This window comes from Photobacterium sp. NCIMB 13483 (genome assembly GCF_003025475.1).
Classification (GTDB): domain Bacteria; phylum Pseudomonadota; class Gammaproteobacteria; order Enterobacterales; family Vibrionaceae; genus Photobacterium; species Photobacterium piscicola.
This window is the reverse complement of record NZ_PYLV01000009.1, coordinates 82,903-104,293: the sequence shown is the minus strand read 5'-3', so window position 1 is coordinate 104,293 and position 21,391 is coordinate 82,903. Positions and strand designations below refer to the sequence as shown.

Below are 21,391 nucleotides of genomic sequence, written 5' to 3'. Positions count from 1 at the left end.
ATTCGAGGGAATTTATCATGGCATATAGTGAAAAAGTCATCGATCATTATGAAAATCCGCGTAACGTGGGTTCATTTGACAACGACGATAAAAGCATTGGTAGCGGTATGGTGGGTGCACCAGCCTGTGGCGATGTAATGAAACTTCAGATCAAAGTAACTGAAGATGGCATCATTGAAGATGCAAAATTTAAAACTTATGGTTGTGGTTCAGCTATCGCATCAAGCTCACTGATCACTGAATGGGTGAAAGGTAAGACGTTAGACGAAGCTGCATCAATCAAGAACTCTGCAATTGCAGAAGAGCTTGAGTTACCACCAGTTAAGGTTCACTGTTCAATTCTTGCAGAAGATGCAATTAAAGCAGCAGTTAGCGATTATAAAAAGAAACACGAACAAAAATAATTTCTGAGGTTTGAAGTATGGCCATTACTATCACTGAAGCGGCAGCTAGTCGCGTATCGACTTTTTTAGCTAACCGAGGCAAAGGCATTGGTTTACGCCTCGGCGTTCGCACTTCAGGGTGTTCGGGTATGGCGTATATCCTTGAGTTCGTCGATGAACTTGACGAAGGGGATCAGGTCTTTGAAGAGCAAGGTGTAAAAATTATCGTTGATGCAAAAAGCATGGTTTATCTTGATGGTACTGAGCTTGATTTCGCCAAAGAAGGCCTAAACGAAGGTTTTCAATTTAACAACCCTAACGTGTCAAGCGAATGTGGTTGTGGTGAAAGTTTCAACGTGTAATTGCTCATAGTGTTTTATTAAACCTGGCTGCTGGCCGCCATTATGGTGAGTGAGTTGTCAGGTTTATTTTTTATATATGGCTGCGATTATGAATCATTTCGAATTATTTGGATTACCGTTTCAATTTGATGTTGACGGTGGTTTACTGGCAACACAATTCCGCGAATTACAACGTCGATTCCATCCTGACAACTTTGCTACTGCATCTGAACGTGATCGATTACTATCGGTACAAAAAGCGGCTCAGATTAACGATGCTTTTCAAACGTTAAAGAATCCTGTCTCCCGTGCTGAATATATGCTTGCTGAACGCGATGAAGATATTCGTGGTGAGCAAAAGACGTTGCAAGATATGGATTTCTTGATGCAGCAAATGGAGCTACGTGAAGCGTTGGAAGTTATTTCTGATTCAACTGATCCTGAAGCTGCTTTGTTTGATTTTGAACAACAGGCAACAGCTATGTATAAGGCACAGTTGGATAAATTGACGTGTTTATTAAGCCAAGAGAATTGGTTTGAAGCTGCAGATGCAGTACGTAAGTTAAAGTTTATTGTTAAGTTGCGTGATGAAGTCGAACGTCTTGAAGAATCATTATTCGACTAATCAGCACTTGCGTTATTTAGACAGGAACGATAATGGCATTTTTACAGATTTCTGAACCCGGTCAAAGTGCAGCACCGCATCAACAAAAATTAGCGGTTGGTATTGATTTAGGGACGACAAACTCATTAGTCGCAGCCGTTCGTAGCGGCGTTGCTGAAACATTAAAAGATGCTGAAGGGCGTTCAATTTTACCCTCTGTTGTGCATTATACTGAAAAGCATGTCATTACGGGTGATGCCGCGCGCGCTTACGCACAACGAGATCCAGTTAATACTATCCTATCGGTAAAACGTCTGATGGGACGCTCATTGGCTGATATCGAGCAGCGTTATCCACAATTGCCTTATCAATTTACGGCATCAGAAAACGGTTTACCGCAGCTAGTGACTCGTCAAGGAACGATGAACCCAGTTCAGGTATCCGCTGAAATTTTAAAATCATTAAGTCAGCGTGCAGTCGAAAGTTTAGGTGGCGATCTTGAAGGGGTGGTGATCACTGTTCCTGCTTATTTTGATGATGCGCAGCGTGCCGGTACCAAAGATGCCGCTAAGTTAGCTAATCTCAATGTTTTGCGCTTACTTAATGAACCAACAGCAGCAGCGATTGCGTATGGCCTCGATTCTGGTCAAGAAGGCGTGATTGCAGTGTATGATCTTGGTGGTGGCACCTTTGATATTTCAATTTTGCGCTTATCAAAAGGCGTTTTTGAAGTGCTTGCAACGGGGGGGGATTCAGCATTAGGCGGTGATGATTTTGATCAACTGCTTGCTGACTGGGTTTTACTTCAAGCGCAATTAACCGAGACACTTACGCCACAACAACGTCGTGAACTGCAAGATGCGGCTCAACAAGCGAAAGTAGCATTAAGTGATGCCGACAGCGTGACTATTAATGTTTTAGGTTGGCAGGGTGATATCACTCGTGAACAATTTGATGACTTAATTACGCCATTGGTAAAGAAAACCTTACTTGCCTGTCGTCGTGCAGTAAAAGATGCTGATATTACCATTGACGATGTGATTGAAACCGTCATGGTTGGTGGCTCAACTCGAGTGCCATTAGTACGTGAACGCGTAGGTGACTTTTTTGGTAAAACACCATTAACCTCGATTGACCCTGATCAAGTGGTTGCTATTGGTGCAGCTATTCAAGCTGATATTCTGGTGGGTAATAAACCCGATGCAGATATGCTGCTATTAGACGTGATTCCATTGTCATTAGGCATTGAAACCATGGGTGGCATGATCGAAAAAATTATTCCACGTAATACCACATTGCCCGTTGCTCGCGCTCAAGAATTTACCACCTTTAAAGATGGCCAAACAGCAATGTCGGTTCATATCGTTCAAGGTGAGCGTGAGATGGTGAGTGATTGTCGTTCATTAGCTCGATTTACTTTACGTGGTATTCCACCAATGGCGGCAGGTGCTGCACATATTCGTGTGACTTATCAGGTTGATGCTGATGGCTTATTGTCTGTAACGGCAATGGAAAAAAGCAGTGGAGTACAATCTTCTATTCAAGTGAAGCCATCTTACGGCTTATCGGATGATGAAATTGCTACCATGTTACGAGATTCAATGACATTTGCTCAAGATGATAAAGATGCACGTGCATTAGCGGAACAACAGGTAGAAGCCGATCGCGTTCTTGAAGGACTGATTGCTGCTCTGGCAACAGACGGCAACACGTTATTAAGTGCTCAAGAACGTGAAGAGTTAGAAACTGTAATGATGGAACTGGTTCAATTACGTCAGAGTGGCGACGCTCGTACAATTGAAGCTGGAATTAAGAAAACTGATAAGGCCAGCCAAGAGTTTGCGTCACGTCGAATGGATCAATCTATTCGTCAAGCGCTCGCTGGTCAGTCTATTGATGAGGTTTAGGCATGCCTAAGATTATAATTTTACCGAATGAAGAACATTGTCCAGAAGGCGCTATTTTAGAAGCGCAATCAGGCGAAACTATCCTAGATGTTGCATTGCGCAATGGTATCGAAATTGAGCATGCGTGTGAAAAATCTTGTGCATGTACGACCTGTCATGTTGTCGTTCGCGAAGGGTTTGATTCTCTAAAAGAGAGTGATGAACTTGAAGATGATATGCTTGATAAGGCGTGGGGACTTGAACCTGAATCTCGTTTAAGTTGTCAGGCTCGAGTAGCGGATGAAGATTTAGTGGTTGATATTCCACGTTATACCGTCAATCTTGCTTCTGAAGCCCAATAATTGATGATTAAGATAGGTCGCCATGATGGTGGCCTATTTTTTTAACTGTTGATTAGGGGGACGGCTATTTATACCAATCACAATACGTCTCTGAGCTAATGTTTTTTAAAGATGACCACGTAATTAATGGAATTGATATTGATTAAATGTGGTTAAATTAAGTATGGTAAAGTTAATAGATTGTTTTTATTCGATAAATAAGGGTTTATTATGAGTCTACAATGGATTGATTCACGTGATATTGCTATTGAGCTGATTGAATTATACCCAGAGATAGATCCGACCCAAGTACGGTTTACTGATTTAAGGGATTGGATCGTGGCACTGGATGAATTTGATGATGATGTTGACCATTGTAATGAGAAAATTTTAGAAGCCGTACAGATGTGCTGGATTGACGAACAATAATTGGAACCACGAAAAGCCTGTTTTATTGTTGCCTCGCAAGGGGGATGGGCATAGTCTTATTGGTTATAAAAATAGTATAACAATGACGCAGTAATCAGCTTTATTTAATTGCTTGGCTGTGTGGTATTTATCAAGGAGCTTATCAATGTCTACCATAATGTCTGTGAGTCTTTCTCATCAAGCGGCAGGGTCGCAATGGGGAACAAATGCATTAATTAGTTTTGGTGCAGAAGGCAGTGTGATTCATGTGTCGACCCATGATCTTTTGGGCGATATTCAACGTGCTGGTCGTCGGTTTGATGCGCAAGGCATTAAAGCGGTTAACTTAATCGGCATGGCATGGGGCTTAGACGCAATTTGGGCATTTCTGCAGGGGTATCGTAATCCAAAGACTGATAATTCGGTGACTTGGGAGCCATTAAATAAAGCGGATGAAGCCGAATTACAGGCACGAATTAAAACGATTAACTGGGTGTGCGATATTATCAATCAACCCGCAGATGTGGTTGCGCCATCACAACTGGCAGCGCGTGCTGGTGAGTTTATTAAGTCATTAGCCCCTGAGCACGTTACTTACAAAATTGTTAAAGGTAACGACTTATTAGATGAAGGTTGGAATGGTATTCATGCTGTCGGTCGTGGTTCTGATCACCGTCCAGCGATGTTACGTTTAGATTACAATCCAACGGGTGATGCTGATGCACCTGTTTTTGCGTGTGTTGTTGGTAAAGGCATTACCTTTGACTCCGGTGGCTATAGCATTAAGCCATCAGCAGGTATGGCATCAATGAAAGCTGATATGGGTGGCGCAGCATTAGCAACAGGTGGTCTAGCATTAGCAATGGCACGTGGGCTTAATAAGCGAATTAAATTAGTTTTATGTTGTGCTGAAAACATGATTTCAGGCCGTGCATTAAAATTAGGCGATATCATTAAATATAAAAATGGTAAAACCGTTGAAGTGTTAAATACTGATGCCGAAGGACGATTAGTACTGGCTGATGGTTTGATGTATGCCAATAGTCAACACCCTGAGTTAATTATTGATTGCGCGACATTAACGGGCTCTGCCAAAATGGCGTTAGGTAATGACTACCATGCACTATTAAGTTTTGATCAGGCTCTATCTCGTCAAGCATTAGCAGCAGCAGAACAAGAAGGTGAAGGTATGTGGCCATTACCTTTAGCTGAAATTCACCGTAAAATGCTGCCGTCAAACTTTGCTGATCTGGCCAACATTTCCAGTGGGGATTTTATGCCTGGAGCCAGTACCGCAGCAGCATTTTTATCGTATTTTGTGAATGATTACCAGCAAGGCTGGATGCATATTGATGCCAGTGGTACTTACCGTAAGAGCGGTAATGATCAATGGGCGGCAGGCGCAACAGGTATGGGTGTTAAAACCTTAGCGCGTATTTTAGCGCAATAATAACAGTTAAAAAATAAAGCCTTCTTAATGATTTTGTTTCTAGTTGAAATCGTTTAAGAGGGCTTTTTTTATATTTAAATTACGCTAAATAAAAAATATAGACTATAAATAAAACAAGAGGTTATCAATAATGTTGACAGTAAATTTATCAAAAGAGCCCGCACGCGCTCCTTGGGGTATTAATGCCTTAATCAGTTACCAAACTGACAGTGTCACTGTGCATTATGGTGATGCATTTGGTTTGCGTCGTATTCAACAAGCGGGCCGACAAATTCAAACACAAGGGGTTGAAGCGGTAAGTTTGAGTGGTGACGGTTGGAATTATGAGCGTCAATGGGCTTTTTATTGTGGTTTTGCCGCTACCATGGATTCGGTTGCTATTAAATGGGCATCGATTGATGAAGATGAGCTTGAATTGTTAAATGCACGTCGGCATAGCCATGATTGGGCGCGGAAAATCATTAATACAGGTCCTGATAGCATTTATCCACAAAAATTAGCCCAAGCAGCGGTGCAGTTTTTATCTGAGATAGGTGGCGATCATATCAGTGCCCAAATGATTATTGGTGATGAATTATTAGCTGATGGTTGGATTGGTATTCACAGCGTCGGCCGAGGTAGCCAACATCCACCAGTATTGCTGAGCGTTGATTATAATCCTAGTGCTGATCCTGATGCGCCTATCAGTGCGTGTTTAGTCGGGAAAGGGATCACCTTTGATTCAGGCGGTTACAGTTTAAAACCCAGTGCAGGCATGGTTAGTATGAAGTGCGATATGGGGGGCGCTGCAACAGTTACTGCTGCATTAGGGTATGCCATTGCACAAGGTTTAACGCAGCGGGTCAAACTTATTCTTTGTTGTGCTGAAAATATGGTGTCAGGCGATGCTTATAAACTTGGCGATGTGTTAACGTATAGCAATGGGGTATCGGTTGAAATTGTAAATACCGATGCTGAAGGGCGGCTGGTACTTGCTGATGGCTTATTAATGGCGTCTGCAACTAAAGCGCCGTTAATTATTGATGCTGCAACATTAACCGGTGCCGCAATGATGGCTGTTGGTAGTGATTACAATGCCATTTTTGGGTTTGATAAAGCATTATTAACCCGTGCTCAACAATTATCAGAGCTAGTGAATGAACCTGCATGGCCATTGCCTCTTGAAAAATGGCATCAAGGCTACTGTCCTTCTGCATTTGCAGATACCGCCAATAGCCGCGTTCAAAAAGGTGGCGGTATGGGGGGGGCATCAAATGCAGCTGGATTTTTATCACGCTTTGTTGATACAGATAATTGCAGTTGGATTCATTTTGATTTGGCTGCATGTTATCGTGATAGTGCCGATCCACGTTGGGCAGTCGGTGCGACGGGCTTAGGTATTGCAAATATTGCAGGATTGCTATTGTAAGTTAACAATAGTTATTCGTGGCGATGAAGTGCGACTAAGTAAATGGACGGCAACTAGACTCAAAAGGAAATTATAATAATGACAATAGAAAAAACGTTTTCAATCGTAAAGCCGGATGCTGTTAAACGAAATTTAATTGGCGCTATTTATCAACGTTTCGAAAATGCAGGCTTAAAAATTGTTGCTGCTAAAATGTTACAGTTAACTAAAACTCAAGCTCAAGGGTTTTATGCTGAACATGAAGGCAAATCTTTCTATGATGAATTAGTTGATTTTATGACTTCAGGCCCGGTGATGGTACAAGTGCTTGAAGGGGAAAATGCAATTGTTCGTTATCGAGAATTGATGGGTAAAACGAACCCACAAGAAGCAGCATGTGGCACTATTCGTGCTGATTTTGCACTTAGCTTACGTTACAACTCGGTTCATGGTTCAGATAGTCCACTATCAGCCGAACGTGAGATCAGCTACTTTTTTGCCGCTGATGAGTTATGTCCACGTAGTGAGTAATGATTAGTTGCTGAAAAAATAAGCAAAACCAAATACTAAAGGGAGGCTAAGGCTTCCCTTTATTATTTTAAGCATCAAGATTGTTATCACCGCAAAAATAACCATACATTGAACGGGTGGAAACCCGCGCCTAAAGGCTGTACAATTTCGCGCCTTAAACCCTGGTAACTACGATGAGGCTGCCATTTGCAGATCTCCGAGTTATAAAGGCGCAGCAATAGTCATTTTTAGTGAGGCACCAACCGATGACAACTGTCAAAATTAATCTGCTGGATTTCGATCGCAAAGGTCTGCGTAAATACTTTGCCGAAGAGCTAAATGAAAAGCCATTCCGAGCAGATCAGATAATGAAATGGATTTATCATTTCGGTTGTGATGACTTTGATCAAATGAACAATATCAACAAAAAGTTGCGTGAAAAATTGCAGCGTGTTGCTGAAATTCGTGCACCTGAAGTCTCTAATGCACAATACTCAAATGATGGCACCATCAAATGGGCAATGCGTGTTGGCGATCAAGACGTAGAAACGGTTTATATCCCTGATGAAGATCGTGCAACTTTGTGTGTTTCTTCTCAAGTAGGCTGTGCATTAGAATGTAAATTCTGTTCGACAGGCCAACAAGGTTTTAACCGTAATTTACGTGTTTCTGAAATTATTGGTCAAGTGTGGCGTGCAGCGAAAGAAATTGGCATTCAAAAAGAAACCGGTCGCCGTCCTATTACTAATATCGTAATGATGGGTATGGGTGAGCCACTGCTGAATATGAAAAACTTAATTCCAGCATTAGAAATTATGCTTGATGATTTAGGTTTTGGTTTATCTAAGCGTCGCGTTACTGTTTCAACGTCTGGTGTTGTATCGGGCCTAGAGCAAATGATCGGTACTATCGACGTTGCACTGGCTATTTCACTGCATGCGCCGACGGATGAATTACGTTCACAAATCATGCCGATTAATGATCGCTGGAATATTGAAGCCTTCCTAGACGCAGTTCGTCGTTATGTTGATTCAACCAATGCGAACCGTGGCCGTGTAACAATTGAATACGTGTTACTTGATCATGTTAATGATGATATGGAACATGCACGTCAATTAGGACGTTTATTAAAAGACACACCAGCTAAAATTAACCTGATTCCATTTAATCCATACCCTGGTTCACCGTATAAAAAACCTAGTAATTCACGTATAGATCGCTTTATGAAAACTCTAATGGAGTATGATTACACTGTAACTGTACGTAAAACACGTGGTGACGATATTGATGCCGCTTGTGGCCAGTTGGTTGGTGATGTTATCGACCGCACTAAACGTACTCAAGCGAAGCAATCAATGGGTGAGTCTATTGCAGTTAAAACCCTTTAAATTAGCTTAGCTATTATAACCACTTCGCGGTTTAACACGGATGTTAAGGTGAGTAAAAATGATACAATGGATGAAGTATCCATTATTTTCTTGTTTGCTGTTGGCCGGATGTGCCACTGTGACAGTAGAAGATAGCGCAGAACAATTTAATGCCATTGATGCTGCTGAAGCGCGAATGACATTAGGGTTAAACTATTTAAAAGTAGGTCAATGGCAACGTGCACGTGAAAATTTAGAACAAGCGTTAAATTATGCGCCTGACTATTATCGTGTGCAAAATGCCATGGCCTATTACTACCAAAAGGTTGGTGAGAAAGAATCGGCCGAAAAAATGTATAAAAAAGCATTAAGAGACTCACCTCGAAATGGTGATGTACTTAATAATTATGGGGCCTTTTTGTGTAGCGAAGGGCGTTATGATGAAGCGATTAATACATTTGTTAAAGCCATTAATCAACCTTACTATTACCTTATTTCAGCAAGTTATGAAAACGCAGGTTTATGTAGCCGTAAACAAGGCGATGACGAACAAGCGATAGATTATTTTGAAAAAGCACTTTCACATGATCCATATCGTCCAAAATCAATATTGCAACTGGCGCAGTTAGAATTAGAGGCTAATAATTATAAAGATGCTCGCGTACGGTTGTTTAAATTTAATAAGCGATACGGATATACAGCAAATAGTTTGTTGTTGCTCATTCAGTTAGAAAACCAAGATGGACGGTTAACTTTGGTCAATAAATACGCTAACTTATTAAAAGAACAATTTCCTAATTCTCAGCAATATCAGAATTATCTAGCCAATGAATACTGAAAATAACGATTCGCCACAACCAGAAAATGCGGCTCTTCGCCCTGGTGATATGCTTCGCCAAGCTCGTGAGCAACTGGGTTATTCGCAACTCGATATCGCTAATCGCTTACGATTACGCTTATCGGTGATTAATGATATTGAAAGTAACTGTTTTGACAGTGAAAAAATATCAACATTTACTCGAGGGTATGTGAGGTCGTATGCAAAGTATGTGGGGCTAGATGACGTTGCTGTTGTCGCTTTATTGGATGATTACGGTCACTCCAAACCTAAAGCACAAGAAATGCAAAGTTTCTCACGCCGCACTAACCGTGAAGCGCATGATAGCCGTATAATGGGGCTAACGTGGATCCTTGCGGTTATTTTTGTTGGTGTGACCGCTGTGTGGTGGTGGCAAAATAGCCATTTAGATCGAGATACAACGCCAGTCGTTGATGTTGCTCATGTTGATAAGGTAACCCCTGCAACAGAGACAACCACTACGGCTGCGGTAGTTACATCTTCCGCTATTGATACATCGACCGCAACGGTAACTGATGGTACGCCATCAACGGCTTCTGCTGCTATTACCACACCGGTTAATCCAGATGCCGTATCAACGCCAGCAGTGATTACCGATGTTGCTACAATAGCGGCGAAGCCTGTTGCTGCAACCACAGCAACAGTCGCTGAAACAACAGAACCTGAAGTAGTAACGCCAGCGGTGACAACCGAGGTTGAAGCTGCACCTGCATTACAATTGGCGTTTGCTGCAGATTGTTGGGTTGATATTCGTGACGCTAATGGTAAACGTCTCGAAAGTGGTATTAAGACCGCAGGTCAAACACTTGATATTAATGGTAAGGCACCATTTCGCGTTCGACTTGGTGCACCGAGTGCCGTTAAAATAGAACTTAAAGGGCAACCTTTCGATCTTAGTCGTTATCCGGCAGGTCGACCTATAACGTTAACGTTGCCGCAGTAATAGAGAATGATAAGACATGCATAACGAATCACCCATTATACGTCGCCAATCAAGCCGAATTTATGTCGGCAATGTACCTATTGGCGATGGCGCTCCAATTGCCGTTCAATCAATGACTAACACTCTTACCACCGATGTTGATGCAACGGTGGCTCAAATTCGTGCATTGGAAAAAGTAGGGGCTGATATTGTACGTGTTTCTGTACCGACAATGGATGCTGCTGAAGCGTTTAAGTTGATTAAGCAACAAGTAAATGTTCCATTAGTTGCTGATATTCATTTTGATTACCGCATTGCATTAAAAGTCGCGGAATATGGCGTTGACTGTTTACGTATTAATCCCGGCAATATTGGTCGTGAAGATCGTATTCGCGCGGTGGTTGAATGTGCGCGTGATAAAAATATTCCGATTCGAATCGGGGTTAATGGCGGTTCGTTAGAAAAAGAAATTCAACAAAAATACGGTGAGCCAACCCCCGCTGCATTGGTTGAATCAGCGCTGCGTCATGTTGAAATTTTAGACCGTCTGAATTTTGATCAATTCAAAGTTAGTGTTAAAGCTTCAGATGTGTTTTTAGCGGTTGAGTCTTACCGCCAGTTGGCAAAACAAATTGTACAGCCATTGCATTTAGGTATCACAGAGGCGGGCGGTGCGCGCGCTGGATCAGTGAAATCTGCGGTTGGTCTAGGCATGTTACTTGCTGAAGGTATTGGTGATACGTTACGTATCTCATTGGCGGCAGATCCTGTTGAAGAGATCAAAGTGGGTTTTGATATTCTAAAATCATTACGCATTCGTTCGCGCGGTATTAATTTTATCGCGTGTCCAACCTGTTCTCGTCAAGAGTTTGATGTCATTGCGACGGTTAATGCATTAGAGCAACGTCTAGAAGACATTATTACACCGATGGATGTTTCTATTATTGGTTGTGTAGTGAATGGCCCAGGTGAAGCAGAAGCTTCTCACTTAGGTATTGCTGGTGGTAACCGTAAGAGTGCTTTCTATGAAGATGGTATTCGTCAAAAAGAGCGCTTTGATAACGACAACGTTATTGATCAGCTTGAGGCGAAAATCCGCGCAAAAGCCTCAATGTTAAACCTAAACAATCGTATTGATATTAAGCAATAAGATAAAATAGCAAAAACCATGCTGTTATTGTGACAGTGTGGTTCACTATTTCTGCAATAAATTATATATTCGATTTAAATCCCCATCGAAAACTGAGAATAATCGTGGCGAAACAAATTCAAGCAATTCGAGGCATGAACGATTGCCTTCCAACACAAACTCCACTTTGGCAAAAAGTCGAAGGCACAGTTAAACAAGTGATCAGTGCATATGGTTACAATGAAATTCGTATGCCAATTGTTGAGTCGACACATTTGTTTAAACGTGCGATCGGTGAAGTCACTGATGTTGTTGAAAAAGAAATGTACACTTTTGAAGATCGTAATGGCGATAGTTTAACATTACGCCCAGAAGGTACAGCCAGCTGTGTACGTGCAGGTGTTGAAAATGGTTTGCTTTACAATCAAGAACAGCGCTTATGGTACATGGGCCCAATGTTCCGTCATGAGCGTCCACAAAAAGGCCGTTACCGTCAATTCCACCAAGTTGGTGTAGAAGTATTTGGTATTGATGGTCCTGATGTTGATGCTGAACTTATCATGATGACAGCACGTTTATGGCGTGAACTTGGTATTAATGACCATGTTCGTCTAGAGTTAAACTCTATTGGTTCACTGCAAGCGCGTGCAGATTACCGTGTTGCACTGATTGCGTTCCTTGAACAGCATATGGACGTGTTAGACGAAGATGCTAAGCGTCGCATGTACACCAATCCATTGCGTGTTTTAGATACTAAGAACCCTGCGATTCAAGAAATTCTTGTTGATGCACCAATGCTTTCTGCATACCTAGATCCAGAATCACAGCAACATTTTACTGGATTATGTGAACTATTAGACGCTGCTGGCATCAAATATCAAGTAAATGAACGCCTTGTACGTGGTTTAGATTATTATAACCGTACTGTATTTGAGTGGATCACTGATAGCTTAGGTGCACAAGGTACAGTATGTGGTGGTGGTCGTTATGACGGTCTAGTTGAACAACTAGGTGGTAAAGCAACCTCATCAGTTGGTTTTGCTATGGGACTTGAACGCCTAGTATTACTGATGGAAGCATTAGAGCAAGACGATGTTCGTCGTTCGGTTGATGTTTACATGGTAACGGCTGGAGAAGGTACTTTAGCAGCAGGTATGATGCTTGCAGAAAAATTACGTGATCAATTACCTCAGTTACGCATTATGTCTAACTTTGGTGGTGGTAATTTTAAAAAGCAATTTAAACGCGCTGATAACGTAGGTGCAGCAATTGCATTGGTTCTTGGTGAAAATGAAATGGCAGAAAACACCGTTGTGGTTAAAGATCTTCATGGCGGTGAACAAACAACCATGGCACAGGATGAGGTTGCCGCGAAGCTGGCAGCACTGATTTAAGAGAGGACAGGAAGTGAACGACTACGCCACAGAAGAACAACAGGTTGAAGCGATAAAATCGTGGTGGCAAGAGAACGGCAAAGCCGTTGTTCTAGGCGCCGTGATTGGTTTAGGAGGTCTATTAGGTTGGCGTTACTACCAGTCTGAAGTCCATGCTGCGAAACATTTAGCATCAGACTCCTATACTCAAGTAGTTACAGCTCTCGACAATAATAGTAAAACTGCTGTTACTGAAGCGCAAACGTTCATCGAAGCTAACAAAGACAGTCAATATGCTGTTCTTGCTGCATTACAATTAGCGAAAGTTCAAGTTGAAAATAATCATCTTGACGGTGCGATTGAACAACTTAATTGGGTGATCAGTAACACTAAAGATAACGCTATTTTACCGTTAGCAGTAACACGTCTTGCACGTATTTACGCAGAACAGCAGAAATTCACTGAAGCGTTAGCTGAACTGAAAAAAGTAACGATTCCAAGCTGGAATGAAAATATTGCAGAATTACGCGGTGATATCTTACTGCAAAAAGGCGATATTCAAGCAGCTCGTGATGCATATATAGAAGCTCAGCAAGATGGTTCATCACCAGCATTGCAAATGAAGCTTAATGACTTAGCTCAATAAGGCGAACATAATGCATAAGGTGTTAAAACGCGCTTTAGCCGTAGCAATTGCTGTGAGCGTATTATCTGGTTGTGCGAGCGAAGTTGATTCTATTCACATGGCACCATTGCCTAAAGTAGACAATACTTTTACGCCTAAAACAGATTGGAGTCGTAGTGTTGGTGACGGTGTTTCTGGTTACTATTCAAAGCTAACGCCCGCTGTTGGTCAAGGTAAAGTCTTTGTTGCTGATCGTGATGGTTTAGTTGAAGCCCTAGATTCTAGCAACGGCAAAGTGCTATGGAAAAATGATTTAGAGAAAGAGACTAGCGTTAAAATTTCTGGAGGCTTAGTTTTAGCTGAAGGAAAAATCTTTATCGGTACTGAAAATGCTGACGTAATAGCATTAGATGCTGCAACAGGTAAAGAAGTTTGGCGTGCTAAAGTCGCTGGTGAAGTGTTATCACAACCTTTAGTTGATAGCGGTATTGTTGTTGTTAACACCAGTAGTGGTGTGCTTGAAGCGCTTAATGCTGATACAGGTAAGAGCAAATGGCAAATCAACAATGAGATTCCAACGTTAACATTACGTGGTACAAGTTCTCCAGTTGCGATCTCTGGTGGTGTTTTCTGGGGGCTATCAAATGGCCGTTTAGAAGGTGCGATCTTAAATGATGGCCGTGTGCTATGGCAGCAAACCATTTCAACCCCTAAAGGTTCAACTGAAATTGATCGTTTAGTTGATGTGGATGCCGCTCCTGTAATTTCAGGCGATCGTTTATATGCTATCGGCTATAATGGATCATTAGTATCGATCGATCTTCGTAGTGGTCAAATTGCGTGGAAACGTAATTATTCATCAGCAACAAATTTTGTGGTTGATGGAAACGAGTTGTTCTTAGTAACAGCTAAAGATCATATCGTCGCAGTTGATGCCCGTAGTGGTACTGAGCTATGGCAAAACAAAGATCTTCAATACCGCCAACTAAGTGCACCTGCTGTTATTGATGGCTATTTAGTGACGGGTGATGCTGAAGGATATCTACATTGGTTAGATACTCAATCAGGTGAATTTGTTTCACAAGAATCTGTTGATGGTAGTGGTATTGCGGTTCCACCCGTTGCACTTGATGACAATGGCTTCATTGTTGTTACCCGTGATGGTGAAATCAACAAAATGCAAATATCGAAATAAGTCGGTATACTGTCGCTAGATTAATTTGTCGGCTCCAGCTGTCTTATGCAGTTGGAGCCGTTGTTGTTATATCCGTTGTGTATATTATTGTCGGATGAAGATAAGTAAATATGCTTATTTGAGGCAAGAATGAACGGTAAAATGTCAATTAAGACTATGAAAAGTAAGAGGTAGTTATGATTCCTGTTGTTGCCCTTGTCGGGCGCCCAAACGTGGGTAAATCGACGTTGTTCAATCGTCTTACCCGCACGAGGGATGCACTAGTTGCAGACTTTCCTGGTTTAACTAGGGATCGTAAATACGGTAGAGCTGAGCTAGAAGAGCACGAATTTATTGTTATTGATACCGGCGGTATTGATGGCACAGAGGAAGGTGTTGAAACCAAAATGGCTGAACAGTCATTAGCGGCAATCGAAGAAGCAGACGTTGTCCTGTTCCTTGTTGATGGTCGTGCGGGATTAACTTCTGCTGATGAAGCAATTGCAAAACACCTTCGCAGCCGTGAAAAGCCAACATTTTTAGTGGTTAACAAAGTTGACGGTATTGATCCTGATACTGCTTGTGCTGAGTTTTGGCGCTTAGGCGTTGATGCGATGTTCCAAATTGCAGCAACTCAAAACCGCGGTGTAACGGCGTTGATGGAGCGTGCGTTAGCACCATTCTCTGATAAGTTAAATGCAGAGTTAGCGGCTGAAAATGGTGAAGATGGCGAACTAACGCTTGAAGACTTAACTTCAGTTGAAGACATCGAGAAAGCAAACCTTTCTGAAGAAGATGCTGAAGCTGCGTACAAACGTCTACAAGAACAACCAATTAAGATGGCTATCATTGGTCGTCCTAATGTGGGTAAATCAACGTTAACTAACCGTATTCTTGGTGAAGAACGTGTTGTTGTTTACGATATGCCGGGAACAACACGTGACTCTATTTACATTCCAATGGAACGTGATGGTCAAGAATACGTATTGATTGATACCGCAGGTGTTCGTCGTCGTAAGAATATGAGCATGGCTGTTGAGAAGTTTTCTGTTATTCAAACATTGAAAGCTATCGAAGATGCTAACGTTGTATTGTTAGTCATTGATGCGCGTGAAAATATTTCAGATCAGGATTTAAGCCTACTTGGTTTTGTTCTGAACTCAGGTCGTTCATTAGTGATTGCAGTTAATAAGTGGGATGGTTTAGATAACGACGTTAAAGAGCGTGTTAAATCTGAACTTGATCGTCGTCTTGGTTTTGTTGACTTTGCACGCATTCACTTTATTTCTGCACTACACGGTACTGGTGTTGGTCACTTATATGAATCAGTTATTGAAGCATATAAGTCAGCAACTAAGCGTATTAGTACATCACTGCTAACCCGTATTATGCAAATGGCGCAAGATGATCACCAGCCACCAATGATTCGTGGCCGTCGTGTGAAACTAAAATATGCCCATGCTGGTGGTTACAACCCACCGATTATTGTTATTCACGGTAACCAAGTAAATGACCTTCCTGGTTCTTACAAACGTTACTTGATGAACTACTACCGTAAGTCATTAGAAATGATGGGTACACCTATTCGAATTCAATTCCAGAATAGTGAAAACCCATTTGAAACAACAAAGCAGAAGTTGACTGTTTCTCAAGAACGTCAACGTAAGCGCTTAACGAGTGCTTTACACGATCGCAGAAAGTAATATTAGCGATTAAGTATGTTGTCTATAAATGTGAAAGCCCAACCATAGTGTTGGGCTTTTTTATAAGGAAAATATCATGGCAGCTGTTACACCAATGATTGCGACACCAATAATGATCAATCCAACCACCGTTTTTTTTACACAAAATAGATGGCAAATAACTACGACAGTTGTTTGTTCTATTGTTACTGAAAATAGCGGCACATGGATTGTTACTGAACAAACACCCTTTCATCCTGTGAGTCATATTTGGCCAGATCATCCCGCGGATCGTGGTGACTTAGTGTTTCAAACCGAGCAATACACGGTGATCGACTGTGTAGTGGGCGCGATAGAAATAGCGACTCAGCAACTGTACATTGCCGCTGATATTCCTGTTAAGCGTGATACTGATGGCTGGGTATTTGTTGTGGTGCACCATATAGCATCAGCAGTAACTCTGTGTGTTGGTGAAGAAGTAACACTGGTGGTTGATAAAGCATATCAACAGAGTTTGAGTCGTGGTCACAGTGGTGGTCATTTATCATCATTAGCATTAAATAAGGTATTACATACTGATTTTTGGCGGAAAGATCCGAGTCGACGTGATGAACTTGGGTATTATGATTTTCATAGTTATGCACAAGAAAAGAGTATTGTCAGTGAAAATTGCAGCACCGATCATTATCGCTTAGGTAAGACCTTGCGTAAAAGAGGCCTAAATAGCGCAGAGATGGTGGCGAACTTAGCTGAAATAACATTGCGCATGAATCAGCAGCTTGCACAATGGCTGCAATTAGCGACGCCGATAGTAATGCGTCGCGAAGGTGATGCTTTAACCGATTCGCGTTATTGGCAATGTGATCTTGGCGATGAGGGGATAATTGAAATTCCCTGCGGTGGAACACATGCAACTTCTTTAGCAGAATATCACGCGCTAACGGTAAAGTTTGAGATTATCTCTGAGCAAGAAATTGTCATGATAACGACCGCCACCGTCGCGTAAATAAGATGGCATTATTATTTATAAATCGTCTGCGGACGATTTTTTTATATCTGTAATTGTCTATTTTTTATAATGTTAGTGGGATTTTTTATACTGGTGACTATTATTGAATAAGAATAAATCGGCATTATCGAAATGTATAGCATGGCAAATATGGTCAATATTTATTCTTTTTTAAGTATGATCTTAATTTATTAAATATTAGATCTATGGGGTTTAAAGCAGAAGCCTTAGAGTTTTATTCTGTTTGAAATCCATATGCAGAATATGTAACTTATGCTTTCGGGATGTGTATTGATAAATATTCTTTTAGTAGCTGATCGCTGATCAGATTTAATAAACACAATGATCACCCATAAGGGTGATGATCATCTCGGGGATCATGACGGTATATTCACCATTGATAAATCGAATCAAAGGATGAAATATAGTTAGGGGTGTGCCTAAGATTTAAAGAATGGTGTTTAAATTTAGTAGCATCTTAGTCAATAATTTTGCATGCTAGAATAAATTCATTTAGGAGTAAAAGAGAGTGATTAAAAATACTTGTCCACAATGTGAGAGTGAATTAAGTTGGAAAGATCAGGGATATTTTTGTGATTATTGCCAACAAAAAGTGACTAAAACTGCATTTTGTCCTGATTGTTCTGAACAATTAGAAAAATTACAAGCGTGTGGCTCTGCGAGTTATTTTTGTAATTATTGTAATGAGTTAAAATCAAAATCACGAGTAAAGGTCGTATTTAATAAAGCGGAAGATTAATCTTTTAACGCTATCATGCCGCAATAAAAGAGTGCTATTGCGGCATTGAAGAGTGATGGGGGCGAGAATTAATGACTATTAACGGTGGTATGGATTTTACCGTCTGTAACCGTCGTAATCAGTTGATCCCCTGCTTTAACCTGATCACAGCGACGAATAAGCTCCCCTTTATCATCACGTGTAATTGAATAACCACGACTAAGCGTTGCCAGTGGACTGACCGTATCTAATTTTTCTGCTGCTAAGACTAATTTATGATTAGCATTTAATAATTGTCTATCCATCGCATCCAGTAAACGTCGCTTAGTGTTAACGAGTGTTGTGGTGTGATGCTGCAGTTGTTGCTGCGGTGAATAAAGTGATAATTTATATTGGTTCTGAGTAATACGTTGTTGCTGTATTTGTATTTTTTTCAGCATTATCTGCTGAAGTCTACGACTGATCTCATCCAAATGCTGTTGTTGTTGGTTTAAACGTAGTTGTGGATGTTGGCGATCTAAACGATGTTTTAATTGATTTACATGCTGCTTTTTATCTGCAACATAAAACTGAATCGCATGGCGTAGTTGTTGTTGTTTCTGAGCAATTTTATCGGTTTGTGCAGAGCTATCACGACTGATTAATTCTGCCGCAGCTGAGGGGGTAGGTGCACGCATATCTGCGACAAAATCAGCAATAGTGACATCGACTTCATGACCAACGGCACTGACGATCGGAATCTGACTTGCTGCAATTGTTCGTGCAACAATTTCTTCATTAAATGCCCATAAATCTTCTAATGAACCACCCCCACGGCCAACAATTAAAATATCACATTCTTGGCGTGAATTTGCTCGCCCAATCGCTTGAGCTATTGATATGGCTGCGCTATCACCTTGCACCATAGTTGGATAAATAACCACAGCTAAGCTTGGATCTCGACGTTTTAATACGTGCAGAATATCGTGAAGAGCCGCACCTGTTTTAGAGGTAATAACACCGACACGTTGTGGTTGTTGTGGCAATGGTTTTTTTAATGATTGAGCAAATAAACCTTCAGCAGCAAGGCTCATTTTGAGTTGTTCAAATTGCTGTTGTAAACGGCCATCACCTTCAGGCTGCATACTTTCAATAATCAACTGATAGTCACCACGAGGCTCATAAATGGATAGGCGCGCTTTAACTAATACTTGATTACCATTGCCAGGCTTAAAGGTGACATGGCGATTATTACCTTTGAACATCGCACATTTAACTTGGGCACGAGAATCTTTAAGGGTGAAATACCAATGGCCAGAAACCGGCATTGAAAAATTCGACAATTCACCGACGAGCCATACTATCCCCATTTCATTTTCAAGGATTAGACGGACTTGCGCATTGAGACTAGAAACGGTGTAGATACGATCGTTGGATTGGCTTTGAGAAGCGAATAGAGTCACGAAGGAAGCACCTGCTAACGAATGAATGGCGGCAGGCGGTCAGAAAACTATCAAATAGAACGAAAAACGCCTAGGCAGATCAATGGACAGATCTTGGCCGTATTTCGTCGACCGCATCACCGGATAGTTAACCGAAATATACTACACAGCAAATGTTTTTTGTCAATTAAAAAATAAAAAATAAAACTAGCCAAACGATTGCTTCATACGTATAATCCGTTCGCAATATTTTAATCTTCTTTGTAAACCTTTAAATTGGTGTGAGATATTGCATGTTACGAATTAAAAAAGAAGCGTTGACGTTTGATGATGTATTATTAGTTCCTGCTCATTCTACAGTCCTACCTAACACTGCCGATCTGCGCACCCGTCTCACGAAAGAGATTGCTCTTAACATTCCTATGCTATCAGCATCTATGGACACAGTGACTGAAGGTCGCCTAGCTATTGCTCTCGCTCAAGAGGGTGGTATTGGTTTTATCCACAAGAATATGTCAATCGAACAACAAGCGGCTGAAGTTCGCATGGTAAAAAAGTTCGAAGCTGGCGTTGTTGCAGAGCCTGTTACCGTTAAACCAAATAACACTATTGCAGATGTTAAGCGTTTAACGGAAGAAAATGGTTTCGCAGGTTACCCTGTGGTTACAGATAACAACGAATTGATCGGTATTATTACTGGTCGTGACGTTCGTTTTGTTACCGACCTTTCAATTAAAGTTGAAGAAGTAATGACTTCAAAAGAGAAGCTAGCCTCTGCTAAAGAAGGTGCATCTCGTGAAGAAGTTGAAGCTATCATGCAAAAGTACCGTGTTGAAAAAGTACTGCTTGTTGATGATAACTTCCGCCTAAAAGGCATGATTACAGCGAAAGACTTCCAAAAAGCAGAACGTAAACCTAATGCATGTAAAGATGCGCGCGGTAGTTTACGTGTTGGTGCTGCTGTTGGTGCTGGTGCGGGTAATGAAGAACGTGTTGCTGCATTAGTTGAAGCTGGCGTTGACGTATTACTTATCGATTCATCTCACGGTCACTCAGAAGGCGTTTTACAACGTATTCGTGAAACACGTGCAGCTTTCCCGAACTTGCCTATTGTGGGTGGTAACGTTGCAACTGCTGAAGGTGCTCGCGCACTGATTGATGCAGGTGTAAGTGCGGTTAAAGTGGGCATCGGCCCTGGTTCAATCTGTACTACTCGTATCGTGACTGGTGTGGGTGTTCCACAAATTACTGCGATTTCAGAAGCTGCATCAGTGGCTGATCAATACGGTATTCCAGTTATTGCGGATGGCGGTATTCGTTACTCTGGTGATTTATGTAAAGCCATCGCTGCGGGTGCGTCATGTGTAATGGTTGGCTCAATGTTCGCGGGTACTGAAGAAGCACCAGGTGAAGTTGAACTGTACCAAGGCCGTTCATACAAATCATACCGTGGTATGGGTTCACTAGGCGCAATGTCAAAGGGCTCTTCTGACCGTTACTTCCAATCAGATAACGCAGCTGACAAACTTGTACCAGAAGGTATTGAAGGTCGTGTGGCTTACAAAGGTTTGATGAAGGAAATTGTGCATCAACAAATGGGTGGTTTACGTTCAAGCATGGGCTTAACTGGCTCTGCAACAATTGAAGATTTACGCACTAAAGCTGAATTTGTACGTATTTCAGGTGCCGGCATGAAAGAGTCACACGTACATGATGTGACGATTACAAAAGAAGCTCCTAACTACCGTATGGCTTAATTATTAAGCAGTCAGTCTTCATTG

21 protein-coding genes are annotated in these 21,391 nt (G+C 41.5%); 20 read left to right on the top strand and 1 reads right to left on the bottom strand.

The features are described from left to right. Positions 1-17 precede the first annotated feature (17 nt). From iscU to C9I86_RS09435, 19 genes are all read left to right on the top strand, one after another. On the top strand, positions 18-404 hold the full coding sequence (gene iscU, locus C9I86_RS09525) for a Fe-S cluster assembly scaffold IscU (protein WP_045030777.1): 387 nt from the start codon (positions 18-20) through the stop codon (positions 402-404). A gap of 17 nt (positions 405-421) precedes the next feature. Next, positions 422-745 carry an iron-sulfur cluster assembly protein IscA gene (gene iscA / locus C9I86_RS09520; protein ID WP_080158916.1) on the top strand — a complete coding sequence of 108 codons (324 nt, stop codon included), beginning with the start codon at positions 422-424 and terminating at the stop codon, positions 743-745. An 88-nt stretch (positions 746-833) separates the two neighbouring features. Continuing rightward, on the top strand, positions 834-1,349 hold the full coding sequence (gene hscB, locus C9I86_RS09515) for a co-chaperone HscB (RefSeq protein ID WP_080158961.1): 516 nt from the start codon (positions 834-836) through the stop codon (positions 1,347-1,349). A 32-nt stretch (positions 1,350-1,381) separates the two neighbouring features. Then, positions 1,382-3,235, top strand: coding sequence for a Fe-S protein assembly chaperone HscA (hscA, locus tag C9I86_RS09510; protein ID WP_080158915.1), 1,854 nt, complete (start codon positions 1,382-1,384; stop codon positions 3,233-3,235). A 2-nt stretch (positions 3,236-3,237) separates the two neighbouring features. Then, positions 3,238-3,576, top strand: a complete 339-nt coding sequence (fdx, locus tag C9I86_RS09505; protein WP_080158914.1) for an ISC system 2Fe-2S type ferredoxin — start codon at positions 3,238-3,240, stop codon at positions 3,574-3,576. 210 nt (positions 3,577-3,786) lie between these two features. Then, positions 3,787-3,984: a Fe-S cluster assembly protein IscX gene (gene iscX / locus C9I86_RS09500; RefSeq protein ID WP_080158913.1), complete on the top strand. Its 198-nt coding sequence runs from the start codon at positions 3,787-3,789 to the stop codon at positions 3,982-3,984. 145 nt (positions 3,985-4,129) lie between these two features. After that, on the top strand, positions 4,130-5,413 hold the full coding sequence (gene pepB / locus C9I86_RS09495) for an aminopeptidase PepB (protein WP_080158912.1): 1,284 nt from the start codon (positions 4,130-4,132) through the stop codon (positions 5,411-5,413). A 130-nt stretch (positions 5,414-5,543) separates the two neighbouring features. Then, on the top strand, positions 5,544-6,821 hold the full coding sequence (gene pepB, locus C9I86_RS09490) for an aminopeptidase PepB (protein ID WP_107276217.1): 1,278 nt from the start codon (positions 5,544-5,546) through the stop codon (positions 6,819-6,821). Positions 6,822-6,899: 78 nt separating this feature from the next. Next, entirely contained in the window at positions 6,900-7,331 is a 432-nt protein-coding gene (ndk, locus tag C9I86_RS09485; RefSeq protein ID WP_107276216.1) for a nucleoside-diphosphate kinase, read from the top strand. A 245-nt stretch (positions 7,332-7,576) separates the two neighbouring features. Next, positions 7,577-8,698 carry a bifunctional tRNA (adenosine(37)-C2)-methyltransferase TrmG/ribosomal RNA large subunit methyltransferase RlmN gene (locus C9I86_RS09480; protein WP_080158909.1) on the top strand — a complete coding sequence of 374 codons (1,122 nt, stop codon included), beginning with the start codon at positions 7,577-7,579 and terminating at the stop codon, positions 8,696-8,698. A gap of 58 nt (positions 8,699-8,756) precedes the next feature. Further along, the gene (pilW, locus tag C9I86_RS09475) at positions 8,757-9,515 is read left to right on the top strand and encodes a type IV pilus biogenesis/stability protein PilW (protein WP_080158908.1); all 759 of its coding nucleotides are present in this window, start codon (positions 8,757-8,759) and stop codon (positions 9,513-9,515) included. Beyond that, positions 9,505-10,479 (top strand): cytoskeleton protein RodZ, encoded by a 975-nt coding sequence (gene rodZ / locus C9I86_RS09470; protein ID WP_080158907.1) that lies wholly within the window; start codon positions 9,505-9,507, stop codon positions 10,477-10,479. Before pilW ends, rodZ begins: the two co-directional genes overlap by 11 nt. A 16-nt stretch (positions 10,480-10,495) precedes the next feature. Further along, positions 10,496-11,608 carry a flavodoxin-dependent (E)-4-hydroxy-3-methylbut-2-enyl-diphosphate synthase gene (gene ispG, locus C9I86_RS09465; protein WP_080158906.1) on the top strand — a complete coding sequence of 371 codons (1,113 nt, stop codon included), beginning with the start codon at positions 10,496-10,498 and terminating at the stop codon, positions 11,606-11,608. 104 nt (positions 11,609-11,712) lie between these two features. Next, positions 11,713-12,981: a histidine--tRNA ligase gene (gene hisS, locus C9I86_RS09460; protein WP_080158905.1), complete on the top strand. Its 1,269-nt coding sequence runs from the start codon at positions 11,713-11,715 to the stop codon at positions 12,979-12,981. Between the two features lie 13 nt (positions 12,982-12,994). Beyond that, positions 12,995-13,606 (top strand): YfgM family protein, encoded by a 612-nt coding sequence (locus C9I86_RS09455; RefSeq protein ID WP_080158904.1) that lies wholly within the window; start codon positions 12,995-12,997, stop codon positions 13,604-13,606. Positions 13,607-13,616: 10 nt separating this feature from the next. Next, positions 13,617-14,780, top strand: coding sequence for an outer membrane protein assembly factor BamB (bamB, locus tag C9I86_RS09450; RefSeq protein ID WP_080158903.1), 1,164 nt, complete (start codon positions 13,617-13,619; stop codon positions 14,778-14,780). Positions 14,781-14,956: 176 nt separating this feature from the next. Beyond that, entirely contained in the window at positions 14,957-16,462 is a 1,506-nt protein-coding gene (gene der / locus C9I86_RS09445; RefSeq protein WP_080158902.1) for a ribosome biogenesis GTPase Der, read from the top strand. Between the two features lie 76 nt (positions 16,463-16,538). Then, positions 16,539-17,447: an alanyl-tRNA editing protein gene (locus C9I86_RS09440; protein ID WP_162841610.1), complete on the top strand. Its 909-nt coding sequence runs from the start codon at positions 16,539-16,541 to the stop codon at positions 17,445-17,447. A gap of 532 nt (positions 17,448-17,979) precedes the next feature. Beyond that, positions 17,980-18,210 carry a zinc ribbon domain-containing protein gene (locus C9I86_RS09435; RefSeq protein ID WP_080158901.1) on the top strand — a complete coding sequence of 77 codons (231 nt, stop codon included), beginning with the start codon at positions 17,980-17,982 and terminating at the stop codon, positions 18,208-18,210. 68 nt (positions 18,211-18,278) lie between these two features. Here C9I86_RS09435 and xseA read toward each other — a convergent pair whose 3' ends face one another. After that, on the bottom strand, positions 18,279-19,631 hold the full coding sequence (xseA, locus tag C9I86_RS09430) for an exodeoxyribonuclease VII large subunit (protein WP_107276215.1): 1,353 nt from the start codon (positions 19,629-19,631) through the stop codon (positions 18,279-18,281). Between the two features lie 272 nt (positions 19,632-19,903). On the opposite strand from xseA, the gene guaB reads away from it, so the two are divergent. Continuing rightward, complete coding sequence (gene guaB / locus C9I86_RS09425) at positions 19,904-21,367, top strand: IMP dehydrogenase (RefSeq protein WP_080158899.1); 1,464 nt, start codon at positions 19,904-19,906, stop codon at positions 21,365-21,367. Positions 21,368-21,391: the final 24 nt, after the last annotated feature.

Coding starts and splice junctions, on each gene's coding strand:
- iscU (WP_045030777.1), top strand. CDS start 18: ATGGCATATAGTGAAAAAGTCATCGATCATTATGAAAATCCGCGTAAC.
- iscA (WP_080158916.1), top strand. CDS start 422: ATGGCCATTACTATCACTGAAGCGGCAGCTAGTCGCGTATCGACTTTT.
- hscB (WP_080158961.1), top strand. CDS start 834: ATGAATCATTTCGAATTATTTGGATTACCGTTTCAATTTGATGTTGAC.
- hscA (WP_080158915.1), top strand. CDS start 1,382: ATGGCATTTTTACAGATTTCTGAACCCGGTCAAAGTGCAGCACCGCAT.
- fdx (WP_080158914.1), top strand. CDS start 3,238: ATGCCTAAGATTATAATTTTACCGAATGAAGAACATTGTCCAGAAGGC.
- iscX (WP_080158913.1), top strand. CDS start 3,787: ATGAGTCTACAATGGATTGATTCACGTGATATTGCTATTGAGCTGATT.
- pepB (WP_080158912.1), top strand. CDS start 4,130: ATGTCTACCATAATGTCTGTGAGTCTTTCTCATCAAGCGGCAGGGTCG.
- pepB (WP_107276217.1), top strand. CDS start 5,544: ATGTTGACAGTAAATTTATCAAAAGAGCCCGCACGCGCTCCTTGGGGT.
- ndk (WP_107276216.1), top strand. CDS start 6,900: ATGACAATAGAAAAAACGTTTTCAATCGTAAAGCCGGATGCTGTTAAA.
- C9I86_RS09480 (WP_080158909.1), top strand. CDS start 7,577: ATGACAACTGTCAAAATTAATCTGCTGGATTTCGATCGCAAAGGTCTG.
- pilW (WP_080158908.1), top strand. CDS start 8,757: ATGATACAATGGATGAAGTATCCATTATTTTCTTGTTTGCTGTTGGCC.
- rodZ (WP_080158907.1), top strand. CDS start 9,505: ATGAATACTGAAAATAACGATTCGCCACAACCAGAAAATGCGGCTCTT.
- ispG (WP_080158906.1), top strand. CDS start 10,496: ATGCATAACGAATCACCCATTATACGTCGCCAATCAAGCCGAATTTAT.
- bamB (WP_080158903.1), top strand. CDS start 13,617: ATGCATAAGGTGTTAAAACGCGCTTTAGCCGTAGCAATTGCTGTGAGC.
- der (WP_080158902.1), top strand. CDS start 14,957: ATGATTCCTGTTGTTGCCCTTGTCGGGCGCCCAAACGTGGGTAAATCG.
- C9I86_RS09440 (WP_162841610.1), top strand. CDS start 16,539: ATGGCAGCTGTTACACCAATGATTGCGACACCAATAATGATCAATCCA.
- guaB (WP_080158899.1), top strand. CDS start 19,904: ATGTTACGAATTAAAAAAGAAGCGTTGACGTTTGATGATGTATTATTA.